The sequence below is a fragment of the Bradyrhizobium huanghuaihaiense genome, from assembly GCF_025200885.1.
Lineage (GTDB): Bacteria > Pseudomonadota > Alphaproteobacteria > Rhizobiales > Xanthobacteraceae > Bradyrhizobium > Bradyrhizobium huanghuaihaiense.
In genome coordinates, this window is the sequence record NZ_CP104172.1 from 474,758 (window position 1) to 491,846 (window position 17,089).

A 17,089-nucleotide genomic window follows, 5' to 3' on the forward strand; every position below is an offset into this window, starting at 1 on the left:
TTAAAGGCCGTGGGCTACAATCTCCGATAGTTTCCGAACGTATTTCGCGCATTTCATTTCCGCATTCTGGCAACCGACGAAGCCGTCTCCCCCAACCGGCATCAGCACGAGACCTCTCATGTTCAAATCGATCGCGAACACCGGAATTCGCACCCGGCTGCTCGGCGGCTTTGCGTTGATCTGTGGCCTGCTCGCGGCGACGGTGATCTACACCGTTGCCGCCGTCTCGGACATTTCGTCGCGGATCAGGGAGGTCGTGGACCAGCGTGCGCCGGTCGCGATCGCCAGCACGGAGCTCGTCGGCAATCTCTATTCCACGCTTTCGACGCTGCGCGGCCACCTGCTGACGGGCGATGCACAGGGCAAGCGCGACCGGGCCGCCGTCTGGGCCGAGCTCGATCGTACGGCCGCCGCGGTCGACCGCATGGCGGAGGGCTTTTCCAATCCGCAGAACAAGACCAACTGGAGCGAAGCCAGGGCGCTGATGGCGGAGTTCCGCCAGGCCCAGGACAAGGCCGAGCTCGCTGCCTTCACGCCATCGGCCTATCCGGCGAGCGAGCTCCTGGCGAAGGAGGCCGCGCCGCTGATCACGACCATGTTCGCCGAGATCACCGCGATGATCGACGAGGAGGAGGCGCTGGAGGCGACGCCGCAGCGCAAGCGCCTGCTCAAGACCTTTGCCGACGTGCGCGGCAATCTCGCCGCCGCGGGATCGCAATTGCGCCTGTACGTGGCCTCGGGCGAGGCCACCGATCGTGACAAGTTCGAAAAGCCGCTGGCGACCTTCAGGGCCGCGCTCGCATCGGTCGGTACCCAGGCGGATCTGCTCACCGAACGGCAGGCGACCGCTTACCGGGCCATCGTCAAGGCGAATGAGGCCTTCACCCCGCTGCCGCAGAAGATCTTCGCGATCCGCCAGACGCCGCAATGGAACACGCCGGTCTTCATCCTGTCCACCGAGGCCGCGCCGCGCGCCGCGCGCATCCTCGATCTGCTCGACGGTCGCAAGGACGCCGACGGCAAGCGCTCCGGCGGTCTCAAGAGCGACCAGCAGTCGAAGCTCGCGGACGATGCCCGCAATGTGGCCGACGCGGTCGAGCGGTTGCTGCTGCTGCAATGGATCCTGCTCGCCGCGGGGCTTGCGCTCGCCACAGTGATTGCGATCCTGGTTGCGCGCTCCATCACGCGTCCGATCGTCGAGCTGGTGGGCGATTCCGCGCGCCTGTCCGGCGGCGACACCAGTGTCGAATTCAGGACCGCCGAGCGCGGCGACGAGATCGGCGTGGTGTCGCAGGCGGTGGCCAAATTCCGCGACAATGTGATCGCCCAGCAGCAGGCGGCGGCGTCTCTCGCGCGTGAAGCGGAGGCGCGCGAAGCCGCCAACCGCAACATGGAGGACGCGGTCGAGGACTTTCGTGGGACCTCGCGCGACCTGCTCGCGCTGGTCGGCGAGAATGCGGGCACCATGCGGCAGACCGCGGAGAGCCTCGGCGGCATCGCCAACCATGCGACGAGCCAGGCCGCGTCCGCAGCGACCGCCTCCGAACAAACCGCGGTCAACGTCCAGACCGTTGCCGCGGCGGCCGAGCAGCTCGCGAGTTCCATTGTCGAGATCGGCCGGCAGATCGAACTGTCCAACAAGACCGTGCGCTCGGCGGGCGAGGTGACTGCGCGCTCGGAGAGCGAGATCGAAGGACTCGCACACGCCGCGCAGAGCATCAGCTCGGTGGTCGATTTGATCCAGGCGATCGCGGCCCAGACCAACCTGCTGGCGCTCAACGCCACCATCGAGGCCGCGCGCGCCGGCGAGGCCGGTCGCGGCTTTGCCGTGGTCGCGTCCGAGGTCAAGGCGCTGGCCGACCAGACCCGCAATGCGACGCAGGAGATCGCGCAGCACATTGCCGCGATCCAGAGCTCGACCGGCAGCGCGGTCGCCTCCGTCAAGGAGGTTGCAACCGCCATGCGCCGGATCGACGAGGTGACCGCGGCGATTGCCAGCGCCGTTGAGGAGCAGGGCGCGGCGACGCGGGAGATCTCGCAGAACGTCCAGATGGCGGCGTCGGGAACGCAGACGCTGGCAACCAGCATCGGCACCGTCTCCGGCGCCATTGCGGAAACCAACCGCTCGGCCGACGATGTGATGGGGGCCGCGAACCAGGTTTCGGGGGCGGCCGAGCGCCTCGCTACCGAGGTCCAGGCCTTCTTCGTCAGGCTGCGCACCGGTCCGACGGAACGGCGAAGCGGCCGCGAAGCGGCCTGATTCAATCCGTCAAATACTCCGGATGGTGGCTCCGGATCTTGTCGAGCTCGCTCAGCGTGCCCGACAGATGCTTGCGCAGATGCTGTTGCGCGGCATCGGCATCCGCCGCCTCGATCGCGCGCGTGATCAGCCTGTGGTGGCGCACGATGTTCTGGGCCTTGCCAGGTGAGGGCAGATGCAGCCGGCGCAGCCGGTCGATATGCCCGCTGCGGCTGCGCACCAGCGCCCATAGATCCTGCTTGCCGGCGGCCGTGTAGAGCTGGGCGTGGAAGTCATTGTCGGCGGCCATGAAGGCCTCGAACTCGCCGGCTTTCGCGAACTGCTGCTGGAGTGCGATGGCGTGGTCGAGGCGGATGATCAGGGCCTCATCGTGCTGTTCGGCCAGCAGCCGCACGATCTCCAGCTCCAGCGCCTGGCGCAGGAAATGCGCCTGCTGGGCGCGGCTGATGTCGATCCGGCTGACCACGGTCGCATGCTGCGGAAATACGTCGACCAGGCCCTCTTCCTCGAGCCGCATGAGAGCGTCGCGCACCGGGGTCGAGCTGATTCCGAACTGGGCGGCGAGCTCGGCGCGCGACAGCGGGGCGCCGGGCGGCAGCTCCAGCGCGATGATCGCGTTGCGCAGCCGCTCGAACACCTGCGGCGCGGCCTGGCGGGCGCGGTCGAGCCGGGCGGGTCGTGACGCCGCGCGCGGCGCGGTATGGGCTGCTTCCATATGTCGGGTCCCGCGGGCTTGCCTTTGATGCACTAATATATTAGTGCATCAGCAGGGTCAACGCAGCACGACGCGCACCCGGAGGAAACACACAACAATGATCGAGCATCTTCGCAGCAAGCTTGCGGCCGCCGTTCTGACCGCCGCCGCACTTTTCGCGCCCGCGGCGCATGGGCAGCAGAAATCCGAGATCGCGCTGTCGCGCCAGCCCGGCATTTTCTACATGCCGAGCCACATCATGGAGAAGCTGAAGCTGATCGAGAAGCACGCAGCTTCCCTCGGCGTAGCAGGCGTCACCACCAAATGGATCACCTTCTCCGGTGGCGGCGCGCAGACCGATGCGCTCCTCGCGGGCGGTGTCGACATCCTCAATACCGGTACCGGCAATCTGCTGCTGCTGTGGGACCGCACCCGCGGCGGCGTGAAGGGCATCGTCGCGACCTCGGCGCAGCCGATGACGCTGATCAGCCGCGACGCCAACATCAAGTCGATCAGGGATTTCGGCCCCAGTGACAAGATCGCGGTGCCGACCGTGAAGGTCTCGACCCAGGCCATCGTGCTGCAGATCGCGGCTGCTGAAGCCTTCGGTGCCGATCAATGGTCCAAGCTCGATGCCAACACCGTGCAGCTCGGCCATCCCGATGCCTATGCGGCGCTCGCCAATCCCAAGCACGAGGTGCACACCCACTTCTCGATCCCGCCCTTCACCTTCCTGGAGCTGAAGAACGTGCCGGGCGCGCATGTCGTGCTGAATTCGCCCGACGTGATGGGCGGCCCGCTCAGCCAGGCGCAGTTCTTCACCACGACCAAATTCGCCGACGCCAATCCAAAAATCATCCAGGCTGTGCGCGACGCGACCAAGGAAGCGCAGGATCTGATCCGCAGCGACACCAAGCAGGCCGTCGAGATCTACAAGGAGATCACCGGCGACAAGACCTCGGTGGAAGAGCTGCTCGATCTCCTCAAGGAGCCCGGCATGATGGAGTGGAATCTCGAGCCGCAGGGCACGATGAAGTTCGCGGCGCATCTGTTCAAGACCGGCACGCTGAAGAACCAGCCCAAGGCCTGGACGGACTACTATCTCCCCGTCGCGCACGACCTGAAGGGCAACTGATGGCGCTGCTCGACGTCAGCGGCGTGACGCTGCGCTACAAGACCTCCAGCGCCGTCGTCACCGCCACGGAAAGGGTGAGTTTCACCGTCGACAAGTCCGATCGTTTCGTGCTGCTCGGACCGTCCGGCTGCGGCAAGTCGACTTTGCTCAAGGCCGTCGGCGGCTACATGAGCCCGAGCGAGGGCCGCATGACGATCGGCGATCGCGAGATCCACGGTCCCGGCGCGGATCGCATGATGATCTTCCAGGAGTTCGACCAGCTGCTGCCCTGGAAGAGCGTGCTGGCCAACGTCATGTTCCCTCTGCTCACCGCGCGAAAACTGTCGCGCAAGGACGCCGAGGCGAAGGCGCGGGCCTATATCGAGAAGGTCGGTCTCACCCGCGTGGTCGATGCCTATCCGCACACGCTGTCCGGCGGCATGAAGCAGCGCGTCGCGATCGCGCGCGGCATGGCGATGGAGCCGGACATCCTGCTGATGGACGAGCCGTTCGCCGCGCTCGACGCGCTGACGCGCCGGACCTGCCAGGACGAGCTGCTCCAGCTCTGGAGCGAGACCAAATTCACGGTGCTGTTCGTGACGCATTCGATTGCCGAGGCGATCCGCATCGGCAATCGCATCCTGCTGCTGTCGCCGCATCCCGGCCGGGTCAAGGCCGAGGTGGTTGAAGTCGACAAGGTCTCAAACGAAGACGGCAGCGCCGGCCGCCTGGAGAAGGAGATTCATGATCTCCTGTTCGCCGGCGAAGCCACCGCGCATTGAAGGAGCCTCCGATGGGCGAAGCGAGAATATTGCTGCGTGACGCGCCTGCTGCCGTCACCGGCGCAGACGAGGTCGAGCGCAAGCTGAGCGTGGCCGAGCTGCTCTGGAACGACGGCTTCGTCCGCAAGACCGTCATCATCCTGTTCCTGGCGGCGGTCTGGGAAGCCTACGGCGTGACGCTCGACAATCCGCTGCTGTTTCCGACGCTGCACGACACGATCGCCACGCTCTACGACCGCGTCAAGGACGGCACCATTCCAATGCGCGCCTGGACCTCGCTGAAGGTGTTGTTCATGGGCTATTCGGCCGGCATCGTGCTGGCCGCGATCTTCACCATCCTCGCCATCTCGACTCGCATCGGCACCGATTTCCTCGAGACAGTCACGGCGATGTTCAATCCCTTGCCGGCGATCGCGCTATTGCCGCTGGCGCTGATCTGGTTCGGGCTCGGCAATGGCAGCCTCGTCTTCGTGCTGATCCATTCGGTGCTGTGGCCGGTCGCGCTCAACACCCATTCCGGCTTCAAGAGCGTGTCCAACACGCTGCGCATGGTCGGACGCAATTACGGCCTGCGCGGACTGCCCTATGTCGCCAAGATCCTGATCCCCGCGGCGTTCGGCTCGATCCTCACCGGCCTCAAGATCGGCTGGGCCTTTGCCTGGCGCACGCTGATCGCGGCCGAGCTGGTGTTCGGCGTGTCCTCGGGTCAGGGTGGACTCGGCTGGTTCATCTTCGAGAACCGCAACCTCCTCGACATACCTGCGGTCTTCGCAGGCCTCTTGACGGTGATCATCATCGGGCTCTTTGTCGAGAACCTGATCTTCCGCGCCATCGAGCGGAATACCGTCCAGAAATGGGGCACCCAATCATGACCAAGAAGAAAACGCCCGACCAGCTCCGCAGCGCGCGCTGGTTCGCGCCCGACGATCTCCGCTCGTTCGGCCATCGCTCCCGCACCATGCAGATGGGCTACGCGCCCGAGGAGTGGAAGGACCGCCCGATCATCGCGATCCTCAACACCTGGTCGGATGCGCAGCCCTGCCACATGCACTTCAAGTCGCGCGTCGACGACGTCAAGCGCGGCATCCTGATGGCGGGCGGCCTGCCGCTCGAGCTGCCGGCGCTGTCGCTGTCGGAATCGCTGCTCAAGCCGACCACCATGCTCTACCGCAATCTGCTCGCGATGGACGCCGAGGAGCTGCTGCGCAGCCATCCCGTCGATGGCGTGGTGCTGATGGGCGGCTGCGACAAGACCACGCCGGCGCTGCTCTTGGGCGCGACCTCCATGAACATCCCGGCGATCTATCTGCCGGCCGGTCCCATGCTGCGCGGCAACTGGAAAGGCAAGACGCTCGGCTCCGGCTCCGACGGCTGGAAATATTGGGACGAGCGCCGCGCCGGAAAGATCTCCGACAAGGACTGGCTCGACATCGAAGCCGGTATCGCCCGCAGCTACGGCACCTGCATGACCATGGGCACGGCCTCGACCATGACCGCGATCGCGGAAGCGATCGGCATGACGCTGCCGGGCGCCTCCTCGATTCCCGCGGCCGACGCCAACCACATCCGCATGGCCTCCGAATGCGGTCGCCGCATCGTCGAGATGGTGTGGGAAGACCTGACGCCGAAGGTGATCCAGACTCGCAAGGCGTTCGAGAACGCGATCGCGGTCGCGATGGCGATGGGCTGCTCCACCAACGCGATCATCCATCTGATCGCGCAGGCGCGCCGCGCCGGCCAGGACATCGGCCTCGACGACTTTGAGATCGCCAGCCGCAAGGTACCCGTGATCGCCAACGTCCGGCCGAGCGGCGACGCCTATCTGATGGAGGATTTCTTCTACGCCGGCGGACTGCCGGCGCTGATGGGCGAGATCAAGCAACATCTGCATCTCGATTGCGTCACCGTGACCGGCAAGACTCTGGCTGAGAATATCGACGGCGCCGAAGTTCACAATGCCGACGTGATCCGCTCGGTCGACAATCCCATCTACAAGGAAGGCGCGCTCGCGGTGCTCAAGGGCAACCTCGCGCCCGACGGCTGCGTCATCAAGCCTTCCGCCTGCGCGCCGCGCTTCCTCAAGCATACCGGGCCGGCGCTGGTGTTCGACGACTATCCTTCGATGAAGAAGGCGGTCGACGATCCCAATCTTGATGTCACCGAGGACCACATCCTGATCTTGCGCAATGCCGGGCCGCAGGGCGGGCCGGGCATGCCGGAATGGGGCATGCTGCCGATTCCGACCAAACTCGTGAAGCAGGGCGTGCGCGACATGGTGCGGATCTCGGACGCGCGCATGAGCGGCACCAGCTACGGCGCCTGCATCCTGCACGTCTCGCCGGAATCCTATATCGGCGGTCCGCTGGCGCTGGTGCAGAACGGCGACCGCATCACGCTCGACGTCGCCGCGCGCACCATCAATCTCGATGTGAGCGAAGCCGAACTGGAAAAACGCCGCGCCGCCTGGAAACAGCCCGAGCGCCGCTTCGAGCGCGGCTATGGCTGGATGTTCACCAAGCACATCAAGCAGGCTAATGACGGCTGCGACTTCGACTTCCTCGAGACCGATTTCGGCGCGCCGATCGGGGAGCCGTCGATTTACTAGTTTCACCCACCGTCGTTCCGGGGCGATGCGAAGCATCGAACCCGGAACCTCGAGATTCCGGGTTCACTCACTAACGCGAGCGCCCCGGAATGACGAAGGAGAGAGTTCAGCCAATGACCAAACTATCCGAAGCCACCCGCAACAAGCTCAAATCCGTCTCCACCGCCACCGTCGCCACCGCGCTGTTCAAGCGTGGCCTGCGCATCCAGATGATCCAGGATGTGCATCCCGTCGGCCCCGACCAGCCGACCATGGTCGGCGAGGCCTTCACGCTGCGCTACATGCCGGCGCGCGAGGACCTCAACACCATCGACGTCTTCAGGGATCGCTCCCATCCGCAGCGCAAGGCGGTCGAGGACTGTCCGCCGGGCGCGGTGCTGGTGATGGACAGCCGCAAGGACGCGCGCGCGGCCTCGGCCGGTGCGATCCTGGTGACGCGGTTGATGAAGCGCGGCGTTGCCGGCGTTGTCACCGACGGCGGCTTTCGCGATTCCGCCGAGATCGCCAGGCTCGGCATTCCCGCCTACCACCATCGCCCCTCGGCGCCGACCAATCTGACGCTGCACCAGGCGATCGAGATCAACGTCCCGATCGGCTGCGGCGATGCACCGGTATTTCCCGGCGACGTCATCCTTGGCGATGCCGACGGCGTCATCGTCATCCCCGCGCATCTCGCCGACGAGATCGCGAGCGAGACCTTCGAGATGACCGCGTTCGAGGACTTCGTCACCGAGGAGGTCGGCAAGGGCCGCGGCATTTTTGGTCTCTATCCGGCGACCGATCCGCAAACGCTCACCGATTTTGCGGCGTGGCGGAAGAAGAACGGCCGCTAGAGCATGATCCGGAAAAGTGCGCAGCGGTTTTCCGAAAAGATCATGCTCAAACAATAAGCCGCTAGAACCGAGACGAACTCGCATCAAGACATGAGCCGGCGCATCAAGCGCCGGCCTTTTATCAAGCAGGGAGGACTTTGATGAATTTCACACGACGCAATCTCATGGCCGGCGCCGGCGCGGCGGCGGCTTCAACGCTTCTCGCCCGCGCCGCCGGCGCCCAGTCGTTCGCGTTTACGCCCAACCAGCGTTATCCCGACCCCGCCGTCCAGATCCTCGATCCGAGCTTTGGAAAATACCGGCTCTATTCCTCGACGGTCGAGCAGGTCGCGACCGGCATGCGCTGGGCCGAGGGTCCCGCCTATTTCCCCGAGGGCGGCTATCTCCTGTTCTCCGACATTCCCAACAACCGGATCATGAAGTTCGACGAGAAGACCGGGCAGACCAGCGTGTTCCGCGCCAACGCCAATTACGCCAACGGCAATGCGCGCGACCGCCAGGGCCGCCTCGTCACCTGCGAGCACTCGGTCACCCGCCGCATCACCCGCACCGAGAAGGACGGCAAGATCACCGTGCTCGCCGACCAGTTCGAGGGCAAGCGGCTGAACGCGCCGAACGACATCGTGGTGAAGTCCGACGACAGCATCTGGTTCACCGATCCGCTGTTCGGCATCAACGGCGAATGGGAAGGCAAGAAGGAAAAGGCCGAGCAGGCCACCACCAACGTCTACCGCATCGCCAAGGACGGCAAGATCAGCGCCGTGCTCACCGACCTCGTCAACCCGAACGGCCTCGCCTTCTCGCCGGACGAGAAGAAGCTCTACATCGTCGAATGGAAGGGCACGCCCAACCGCAGCATCTGGAGCTACAATGTCGGCGACGACGGCTCGCTCGGCGGCAAGACCAAGCTGATCGACGCCGCCGACCAGGGCTCGCTCGACGGCTTTCGCGTCGATCGCGACGGCAATCTCTGGTGCGGCTGGGGCTCCAACGGCGCGCTGCAGGGCGAACCGACCGACATCGGCGGCCGCAAGGTGTTTCAGCTCAGGGGCAAGTCCGAAGACCTCGACGGCGTGATGGTGTTCAATCCCGAAGGCAAGCCGCTCGCCTTCATCAAGCTGCCCGAACGCTGCGCCAATCTCTGCTTCGGCGGGCCGAAGAACAACCGGCTCTACATGGCGAGCAGCCACTCGGTCTATGCGCTGTATGTCGAGGCGCACGGGGCGGTGTGAGGTGTTGGTGGAGCGGTAACTCGCCCCACAACCCCATTGTCGTCCCGGGGCGCGCAAAGCGCGAGCCCGGGACCCATAACCCCAGGGAGCAGTTTGACGAAGACTTGTAGTTAAAAAGTCTTCGTCGGTACTGCTCCCGTCCTCCACCGATACATCACGCGGTATGGGTCCCGGCCCCCCGTGCGCGATTGCGCACTAGGCCGGGACGACGATGTGGTGATAGCTGAGCCAAACAAACGCACAGCCCGTAGCCCGGATGGAGCGAAGCGCAATCCGGGAACGGTCTTGCCAGCTGCACGAGCCCCGGATTTCGCTGCGCTCCATCCGGGCTACGAAGCTAGGCCTCCGCCATCCCCGCCGCCCACAGCGCGAACGCATAGACGATCGCGACTTCATCGAGTCGGTCGAACCGTCCCGACGCGCCGCCATGGCCGGCGCCCATGTTGGTGCGCAGGAGAACCGGGCCGCCGCCGCTCATGGTCGCGCGCAGGCGCGCGATCCATTTGGCGGGCTCCCAGTAGGTGACGCGCGGATCGGTCAGCCCGCCCATCGCCAAAATCGCCGGATAGTCCTTCGCCGCGACATTGTCGTAGGGCGAATAGGACAGGATGGTGCGGAAATCCTTCTCGCTCTCGATCGGGTTGCCCCATTCCGGCCATTCCGGCGGCGTCAGCGGCAGCGTGTCGTCGAGCATGGTGTTGAGCACGTCGACGAACGGCACCTCGGCGACGATGCCTGCGAACAATTCGCCGGCGCGGTTGGCGACTGCGCCCATCAGCATGCCGCCGGCCGAGCCGCCATGGCCGACGATGCGCTTGGCGCTGGTGTACTTCGCCGCGATCAGCGCACGGGCGCTGGCGGCAAAATCGTCGAATGAGTTCGTCTTCTTCTCGCGCTTGCCGTCGAGATACCAGCCCCAGCCCTTGTCGGCACCGCCGCGGATATGGGCGATGGCGTAGACAAAGCCGCGGTCGACCAGCGACAGACGGTTGGCGTTGAACGAGGCCGGCATCGCCATGCCGTAGGAGCCGTAGCCGTAGAGCAGCAGCGGCGCGGTGCCATCGAGCTTGAGCCCGCGGCGATGGAGAATCGAGACCGGCACCTCGGCGCCGTCCTGCGCCTTCGCCATGATGCGCGTGGTGACGTAGTCGGCGGCGTTATGGCCTGACGGAATCTCCTGCCGCTTGCGCAGGGTGCGCGTGCGCTTGACCATATCGTAGTCGTAGACTTCCGACGGCGTCGTCATCGACGAATAGGCAAAGCGCAGATTCGTCGTCTCGAATTCGTAGGAGCCCATCGTATCCAGCGAATAGGCCGCCTCGTCGAAGGCGATCGCGTGCTCGTCCTTTGTCGCGAGGTCACGGATCACGACCGATGGCAGCGCATTGGCGCGCTCGAGCCGCACCAGATGGCCGGCATAGAGATCGAGGTCGATGATGTAGATGCCGGGCCGATACGAGATCAGGTCGCGCCAGTTCTTGCGTTCGGGCGAGGCCAGCGGCGCCGTAACGATCTTGAAGTCAATGGCGTCATCGGCGTTGGTGAGGATGAACAGCTCGTCGCCGCGGTCGGCGAGCGAATATTGCACGCCTTCCTCGCGCGCCGCGACAAGGCGCGGCGGCGCCTCAGGGTTTGCGAGATCGATCAGCCGCTGCTCGCTTGTCTCGTGATCGCCGCCCGCGATTACGCAGAACCGGCCGCTGGTACTCTCGTGCAGATGGGTGAACCAGCCGGCATCCTGCTCCTCGTAGACCAGCGTGTCGTCGGCCTGCTTGGTGCCGAGCTTGTGCCGCCACACCTGCATTGGCCGGTGGTTGTCGTCGAGCTTCACATAGAAGAAGCTCTTGCAGTCCGCGGCCCAGACCACGCCGCCATCGGTCTCCTCGACGAGATCGCCGAGATCCTTGCCGCTTCCCCAGTCGCGCACGCGGATCGAAAAATATTCCGAGCCCTTGGTGTCCGCGCTCCAGGCCTGCAGCTTGTGGTCATAGGAGTGCCGGCTGCCGCCGAACTTGAAATATTTGTGGTCTTTTGCGAGCGCATCGCCGTCGAGCACGATCTCGCCCTCGCCGCCGTCGCGCGGCATGCGGCCGAACAGCTCGTGCTGGCCGCCCTCGCGGAACCTGCGGAAATAGGCGAAGGGGCCGTCCGGCGACGGCACGCTGGAATCGTCCTCCTTGATCCGTCCGCGCATCTCGCCGACCAGAGTCTTCTGCAGGCTGGCGGTATGGCCGAGCAGGCTCTCGGTGTAGACGTTTTCCTCATCCAGATATTTGCGGATGTCGGGATCGATCACTCCGGGGTCCCGCAGCACCTCCTGCCATTTCGCGTCCTTCAGCCAGGCATAGTCGTCGGTCACGGTGATCCCGTGCCGCGTGAAGGAATGCGGCCGGCGCGGGGCGACGGGGGGCTTCGAAGGCGTCTTGGCTTGTGTCACTCGGTCCTCATCATCTCTCATTCGCGGAGAGAGGCCCCTCACCCGGCCCCGTAAGCGGGGCGACGGGGAAGGAACAGGCTCGCCGCGTTCCACTTATATCGTCGCGCTTTCGCGAATTGCCAGCGCGGCCGTTTCGATGCCTGCGCCAAGTCGCCGGGTTGTTGACCCGCCCCTTGTATGCTTTAGGGCTATACCCCCGCCGCCGGTCCAGCCGATGCTGTTCAATTCCTACCCGTTCATCCTGCTGTTCCTGCCGGTCGTGCTGGCCGGTTATTTCTGGCTTGGGCGGCGCAGCAATCTGACCCCGGTGATCTGGCTGGCGCTGGCTTCGATCACCTTCTATGCGATCGGCAGCTGGCAGTTCGTGGCCCTGCTGCTGCTCTCGATCGCGTTCAACTATGGCGTCGGTCATCTCCTCATCGTGGCGAAACTCGGCCCGGCGCAGCGAAAGGCGGCGCTCGCGCTCGGTGTCGTTGGCGACCTCCTCGTGCTCGGCATCTTCAAATATGCCGGCTTCGCGACCGAGAACATCAACGCCTTGCTCGGCACGCATGTTGCGATCCATATCCTGCTGCCGGTCGGCATCTCCTTTTATACGTTCACCCAGATCGCGTTCCTCGTGGACGCGTATCGCGGTTTGGTCGCAGCCTATGCGTTGCCGCATTACGCGCTGTTCGTGACCTACTTCCCGCATCTGATCGCGGGACCGATCCTCCATCACAAGGACATGATCCCGCAATTCGAGCGGGAGGACGCCAAGCATCCGCATGCGCATCTGATCCTGTGCGGCATCATCATCTTCGCGATCGGCCTGTTCAAGAAGACCTGCCTTGCCGACGGCATTCAGCCCCTGGTCGCGCTCGCCTTCGAGGCGCGCTCGCCGAGCTTCGACCAGGCCTGGCTTGGGGCGCTCGCCTACACGTTCCAGCTCTATTTCGACTTCTCCGGCTATTCCGACATGGCGATCGGCATATCGTTGATGTTCGGCATCTTCCTGCCCATCAACTTCAACTCGCCGTACAAGGCTTTCAGCATCACCGAGTTCTGGCGGCGCTGGCACATGACGCTGTCGCAGTTTTTGCGCGACTATCTCTACATCCCGCTCGGAGGTAACAGGCGTGGCCGCGTGCTGCGCTATGTCAATCTGATGATCACGATGCTGCTCGGCGGGCTCTGGCACGGCGCGGCCTGGACGTTCGTGGTGTGGGGCGCGCTGCACGGCGCCTATCTCTGCGTCAATCACGCCTTCAACGCGCTGGTGCCGAACGTTCCGGCGTTGCTTGCGCGCCCGGTCCGTATCGCCGGTGCCGTGCTGACGTTCTTCGCCGTCGTCGTCGCCTGGGTATTCTTCCGCGCCGAGAGTGTCGCCTGGGCGCTGTGGGTTCTGCATGCGATGGCTGATCCCGCGAATATCGTCTTCGGGCGCGAGGAGATCGCGGCGCTGGTGCAGGTCACGGTCTATGCCGCGCTGGTGTGGCTGGCGCCGAACACGCAAGACATCATGGGCTACGATCACGGCAATCGCCGGGTCGGCGAAACCTTGCTGGCAGGGCGCATGCGACCGCTGGCTCTCTCTGCGGCGTCGCTGGTGCTCGCGTTCGGCATCCTGGGCATCCAGAGCCACAGCGAATTCATCTATTTCCGGTTCTGATGCGCACATCGTTCACCAGCCTGAAACGTCTTCTCCTCGCGAGCATCGTGTGCCTGTTGGGCGCAGCAGTGCTCACCTACGTCGTCGATCCCCTGCAGCTGTTTCGTCCCTCGCGTCTCATGGCGGCGTTCTACTCCGACGACACGCGCGTGCAGAATGCCGGGCTGATCCGCAGCCAGACGTTCGACACCGCCTTCATGGGCACCTCGCTCGCCATCCATTTCCGCCAGAGCGACATCGACCGGGTGCTCGGCGTCCGTTCGCTGAAGCTGGCGATGACCGGTTCCAATTCGCGCCAGCAGGCCTTCGTGCTGGGGCAGGCGATCGACCGCGGCGCCCGACGCGTGGTCTGGGCGATGGACGATTTCAGCTTCGTCGATGCGGCCGATATCGAGGCCGATCCCTATCTGTCCGTCGATCTCTATCGCGGGACGGCCAGGGGGATCGCGTCCTATGTCTTCAGTGCGGCGATGGCGAAGGAGTCGCTGTTCACGGTGATGCGGTCTGTCCCGCCGCTGCGGGAGCCTCTGACCCGAGCGGCGCCTTATCTTCCCGTCAAGTTCGCGCTCGAAGATGTCGACGACATCTACGCGCTGCCGCGGAATTTCGACATTGCGCGAGACTACAATGCAAAGAAGACGCTCGCCGCCTTCGCCTACATCACCGCCCCCGCGCGCAGCCGTTTCCTCGGCGAAGGCTATGGTTATGAGGACATGGTCCGGCATTTCGAGCAGGACGCCGTCGGTCTCATCACGCGCCATCCGGACGTGACCTTCGACATCTACTTCCCGCCCTATTCGATCCTGCAATTCGTCGCCATGCGCGATGCCTCGCCGGAGACGCTGAAGATCGTCACCGATCTCACGGCGCATATCGCGCAGCGATTGACGCAGCTGCCCAACGTCCGCCTGCACGATTTCCGCGCGATCAAGGCGGTGACGCATGACCTCAACAATTACAGCGACGTCATCCACCACTCGCCGGTGGTGGACGCGATGGTGCTGAAATGGCTGAGAAGCGGGGAGTATCGCGTCGACCCGAGGACGCCGCTGGTGTGGCTAAACGAGCTCAAGGCGCAGGTCGAAGCATATCGCGTGCCGCAGCCGTAGCCCGCATGAGCGAAGCGACATGCGGGGCCTCGCGCAACATCCCGGGTGTCGCTTCGCTCACCCGGGCTACGAGACTGCTCGTGGCGCTCGCGAGTTGCCAAAAACTCCGCCGTCTTCCCGGCTCCCGTGCGCAATTGCGTACTAGGCCGGGACGACAGCGAATTACGCCGCCACCTCTTCACCGAGATACGACACCGCCGCTTCCAGCCCGCCCTTGCCGTGCGGGATCTTCAGCGCGTTGAGGCCGATCTCGATCACCCCTAACGTGCCGAGCAGCATCGGCGCGTTCACATGGCCCATATGGGCGATGCGGAAGGCTTGTCCGGAGAGGTCGCCGATGCCGGTGCCGAGCACGACGCCGCACTTGTCCTTGCAATAGCGTTGCAGCACCGCCGGATCATGGCCGTTGTTCATGGTCACCGTGGTCACGGTGTTGGAGCGCTCGCTCGCCTCCGCAACGTTGAAGCCGAGCACCTGGCCTTCCGACCACATCGCAACCGCGCGGCGCGCGGCTTCGCCGAGCAGGCTGTGGCGGCGGAAGGCGTTTTCCAGCCCCTCCTCGTGCAGCATGTCGATCGCCTTGCGCAGCGCGAACAGCAGGTGCACCGGCGCGGTGCCGGCATATTTGCGATAGTTCTCGGTGCCCTCGCGCTCGCTCCAGCTCCAATAGGGCGTCGACAGATTGGCCTTCTTCTGCATCTCGAGCGCGCGCGCATTCGCCGCGACGAAGCCGAGGCCGGGCGGCGTCATCAGGCCCTTCTGCGAGCCGGACATCGCGACGTCCACGCCCCATTTGTCCATCTCGAACGGCATGCAGCCGAGCGAGGCGACGGTGTCGACCATGTACAGCGCCGGATGGCCGCTCGCCTTGATCGCCTTGCCGATCGCCTCGATGTCGTTCTGCACGCCGGAGGCCGTGTCGACCTGCACGACGACGACGGCCTTGATCTTGTGCTCCTTGTCGCGGCGCAGGCGTTCCTCGACCTCGTGCGGCCGCACCGCGCGGCGCCAGTCGCCCTTGAGCACTTCGACCTCGGCGCCCATCAGCGCTGCCGCATTGCCCCAGCCGATCGCGAAGCGACCGCTCTCCAGCACCAGCACCTTGTCGCCGCGCGACAGCACGTTGCTCAGCGCAGCTTCCCAGGCGCCGTGACCGTTGGCGATGTAGATGTAGGACTTGCCCTTGGTCGCAAACAGCTTCGAGATGTCTGCGAGCAGCGTGTCGGTCAGCTCGTGCATCTCTTTGGAGTAGATGTCGATCGCCGGACGATGCATCGCCCGCAGCACCTCGTCGGGCATCGTGGTGGGCCCGGGGATGGCCAGAAATTCCCGGCCCGCGCGAACGGTCATTGCTATCGGTCCTTGTTGCTTGAGAACAGGATGGTGTCGCTGATTCACACTTTTACGTGGCGCTGGGAGCCAAGAAAAGCCCGGAAAACGCAGGTCTGAACTGGGTTATCTCTTGGTCTCGCGGCAACCGGCGGCTTCCGCTTCCTCCACCGAGCAGAACCAGCGGGTGCCCTTGCTGATCTTCATCTTGATCTGGGTGTACCAGCGGCTGGTCGGCTGGTGATAGATGCACTCGCCGGCGGTGTTGACGTTGCCCTTGATGGTGCAGTCGGGCGAGGGCGCGACCGGCCCCGAGGCCGAGGCCAGCAGCACGGCATGCGCGCCGTCCGGCGGCTTGGTGGCGCCCAGGATGGCGGTCTTCTTGTTGCGCACGCGCCAGTCCCAGGGCGCGATGAAGGCGCCCTGCCACATGCCGGCCTTGGCCTCGCGTGCCGCAGCCTCGTCGGGCTCGTAGTCCTTGGAGACGCGGGTGTAGGCCAGTGCCCAGCCGTTGCGCACCAGCCATTTCTGGATGTCCTCGCCGCCGACGTCGCAGCGCGCCACGGTGCGGCCGCGCCGGTCGATCGCACGGGTGTGGCAGACCCAGGTCTTGCCTTCCGTGTACTTTGCGAGCTCCTCGCGCGCGGCCACGCCGCAGGTCCAGCGCTCGCTCTTGGTGTTGAGACAGAGCTGGTCGGACGACGGCGCGTCGATGCCGCCGAGCCGGATCCGCGTGTTGCCGATCACGATGGAATCGCCATCGCGGACCTTTGCCGTGCCGGTGATGTCGGCGGCCTGGGCGAGCGACGGGACGAGCAGGGACAGCGCAATCAGGAATTTTCGCAACATGCCGGTCCGGGTGTTCAGGACAATCTCGATAAGCCGCGCGATTGTGGTCGGCTTTTGGCCACTCGGCCAGCTTATGCCTAACAGTTGGGCTTTCAACTTCCTGTCATTTTGCGACGGCTTCGTAGGGTGGGTCAGCCGTAGGCGTAACCCACCTCTTTGGCCGTCGCGGCGACAGAAGTGGTGGGTTACGCTTC

The 17,089-nt window shown here is 64.8% G+C and carries 13 protein-coding genes; 9 read left to right on the forward strand and 4 right to left on the reverse strand.

What is annotated here, in order from left to right; translation table 11 throughout:
- Nucleotides 1-118: 118 nt before the first annotated feature.
- Nucleotides 119-2,260 (forward strand): HAMP domain-containing methyl-accepting chemotaxis protein, encoded by a 2,142-nt coding sequence (locus N2603_RS02255; RefSeq protein ID WP_260387532.1) that lies wholly within the window; start codon nucleotides 119-121, stop codon nucleotides 2,258-2,260.
- 1 nt (nucleotide 2,261) lies between these two features.
- Here the strand turns inward: N2603_RS02255 and N2603_RS02260 are convergent, their stop codons facing one another.
- Nucleotides 2,262-2,975 carry a GntR family transcriptional regulator gene (locus N2603_RS02260; protein ID WP_018645932.1) on the reverse strand — a complete coding sequence of 238 codons (714 nt, stop codon included), beginning with the start codon at nucleotides 2,973-2,975 and terminating at the stop codon, nucleotides 2,262-2,264.
- A gap of 97 nt (nucleotides 2,976-3,072) precedes the next feature.
- Between N2603_RS02260 and N2603_RS02265 the strand changes: the two genes are divergently transcribed.
- The 6 genes from N2603_RS02265 (at nucleotide 3,073) to N2603_RS02290 (ending at nucleotide 9,520) form a co-directional block, all read left to right on the forward strand.
- On the forward strand, nucleotides 3,073-4,089 hold the full coding sequence (locus N2603_RS02265) for an ABC transporter substrate-binding protein (RefSeq protein WP_260387533.1): 1,017 nt from the start codon (nucleotides 3,073-3,075) through the stop codon (nucleotides 4,087-4,089).
- A complete protein-coding gene (locus N2603_RS02270; protein WP_260387534.1) occupies nucleotides 4,089-4,850 on the forward strand; it encodes an ABC transporter ATP-binding protein in 762 nt (253 codons plus the stop codon). The genes N2603_RS02265 and N2603_RS02270 overlap by 1 nt, the downstream gene beginning before the upstream one ends.
- Nucleotides 4,851-4,861: 11 nt before the next feature.
- Nucleotides 4,862-5,722: an ABC transporter permease gene (locus N2603_RS02275; protein WP_018645929.1), complete on the forward strand. Its 861-nt coding sequence runs from the start codon at nucleotides 4,862-4,864 to the stop codon at nucleotides 5,720-5,722.
- Nucleotides 5,719-7,455 carry an L-arabinonate dehydratase gene (gene araD, locus N2603_RS02280; protein WP_260387535.1) on the forward strand — a complete coding sequence of 579 codons (1,737 nt, stop codon included), beginning with the start codon at nucleotides 5,719-5,721 and terminating at the stop codon, nucleotides 7,453-7,455. Before N2603_RS02275 ends, araD begins: the two co-directional genes overlap by 4 nt.
- Nucleotides 7,456-7,568: 113 nt before the next feature.
- Nucleotides 7,569-8,288: a ribonuclease activity regulator RraA gene (locus N2603_RS02285; protein WP_260387537.1), complete on the forward strand. Its 720-nt coding sequence runs from the start codon at nucleotides 7,569-7,571 to the stop codon at nucleotides 8,286-8,288.
- A 140-nt stretch (nucleotides 8,289-8,428) separates the two neighbouring features.
- Nucleotides 8,429-9,520 carry an SMP-30/gluconolactonase/LRE family protein gene (locus N2603_RS02290; protein ID WP_260387538.1) on the forward strand — a complete coding sequence of 364 codons (1,092 nt, stop codon included), beginning with the start codon at nucleotides 8,429-8,431 and terminating at the stop codon, nucleotides 9,518-9,520.
- Between the two features lie 337 nt (nucleotides 9,521-9,857).
- Here N2603_RS02290 and N2603_RS02295 read toward each other — a convergent pair whose 3' ends face one another.
- The gene (locus tag N2603_RS02295) at nucleotides 9,858-11,957 is read right to left on the reverse strand and encodes a S9 family peptidase (protein ID WP_260387539.1); all 2,100 of its coding nucleotides are present in this window, start codon (nucleotides 11,955-11,957) and stop codon (nucleotides 9,858-9,860) included.
- A 214-nt stretch (nucleotides 11,958-12,171) separates the two neighbouring features.
- On the opposite strand from N2603_RS02295, the gene N2603_RS02300 reads away from it, so the two are divergent.
- Together N2603_RS02300 and N2603_RS02305 are read left to right on the forward strand one after the other, a co-directional pair.
- Complete coding sequence (locus N2603_RS02300) at nucleotides 12,172-13,608, forward strand: MBOAT family O-acyltransferase (protein ID WP_260387540.1); 1,437 nt, start codon at nucleotides 12,172-12,174, stop codon at nucleotides 13,606-13,608.
- Complete coding sequence (locus N2603_RS02305) at nucleotides 13,608-14,717, forward strand: hypothetical protein (protein WP_260387541.1); 1,110 nt, start codon at nucleotides 13,608-13,610, stop codon at nucleotides 14,715-14,717. Before N2603_RS02300 ends, N2603_RS02305 begins: the two co-directional genes overlap by 1 nt.
- A 162-nt stretch (nucleotides 14,718-14,879) precedes the next feature.
- Here N2603_RS02305 and N2603_RS02310 read toward each other — a convergent pair whose 3' ends face one another.
- Complete coding sequence (locus N2603_RS02310; RefSeq protein ID WP_018645922.1) at nucleotides 14,880-16,067, reverse strand: pyridoxal-phosphate-dependent aminotransferase family protein; 1,188 nt, start codon at nucleotides 16,065-16,067, stop codon at nucleotides 14,880-14,882.
- A 105-nt stretch (nucleotides 16,068-16,172) separates the two neighbouring features.
- Nucleotides 16,173-16,895, reverse strand: a complete 723-nt coding sequence (locus N2603_RS02315) for a thermonuclease family protein (RefSeq protein WP_260387542.1) — start codon at nucleotides 16,893-16,895, stop codon at nucleotides 16,173-16,175.
- Nucleotides 16,896-17,089 lie beyond the last annotated feature (194 nt).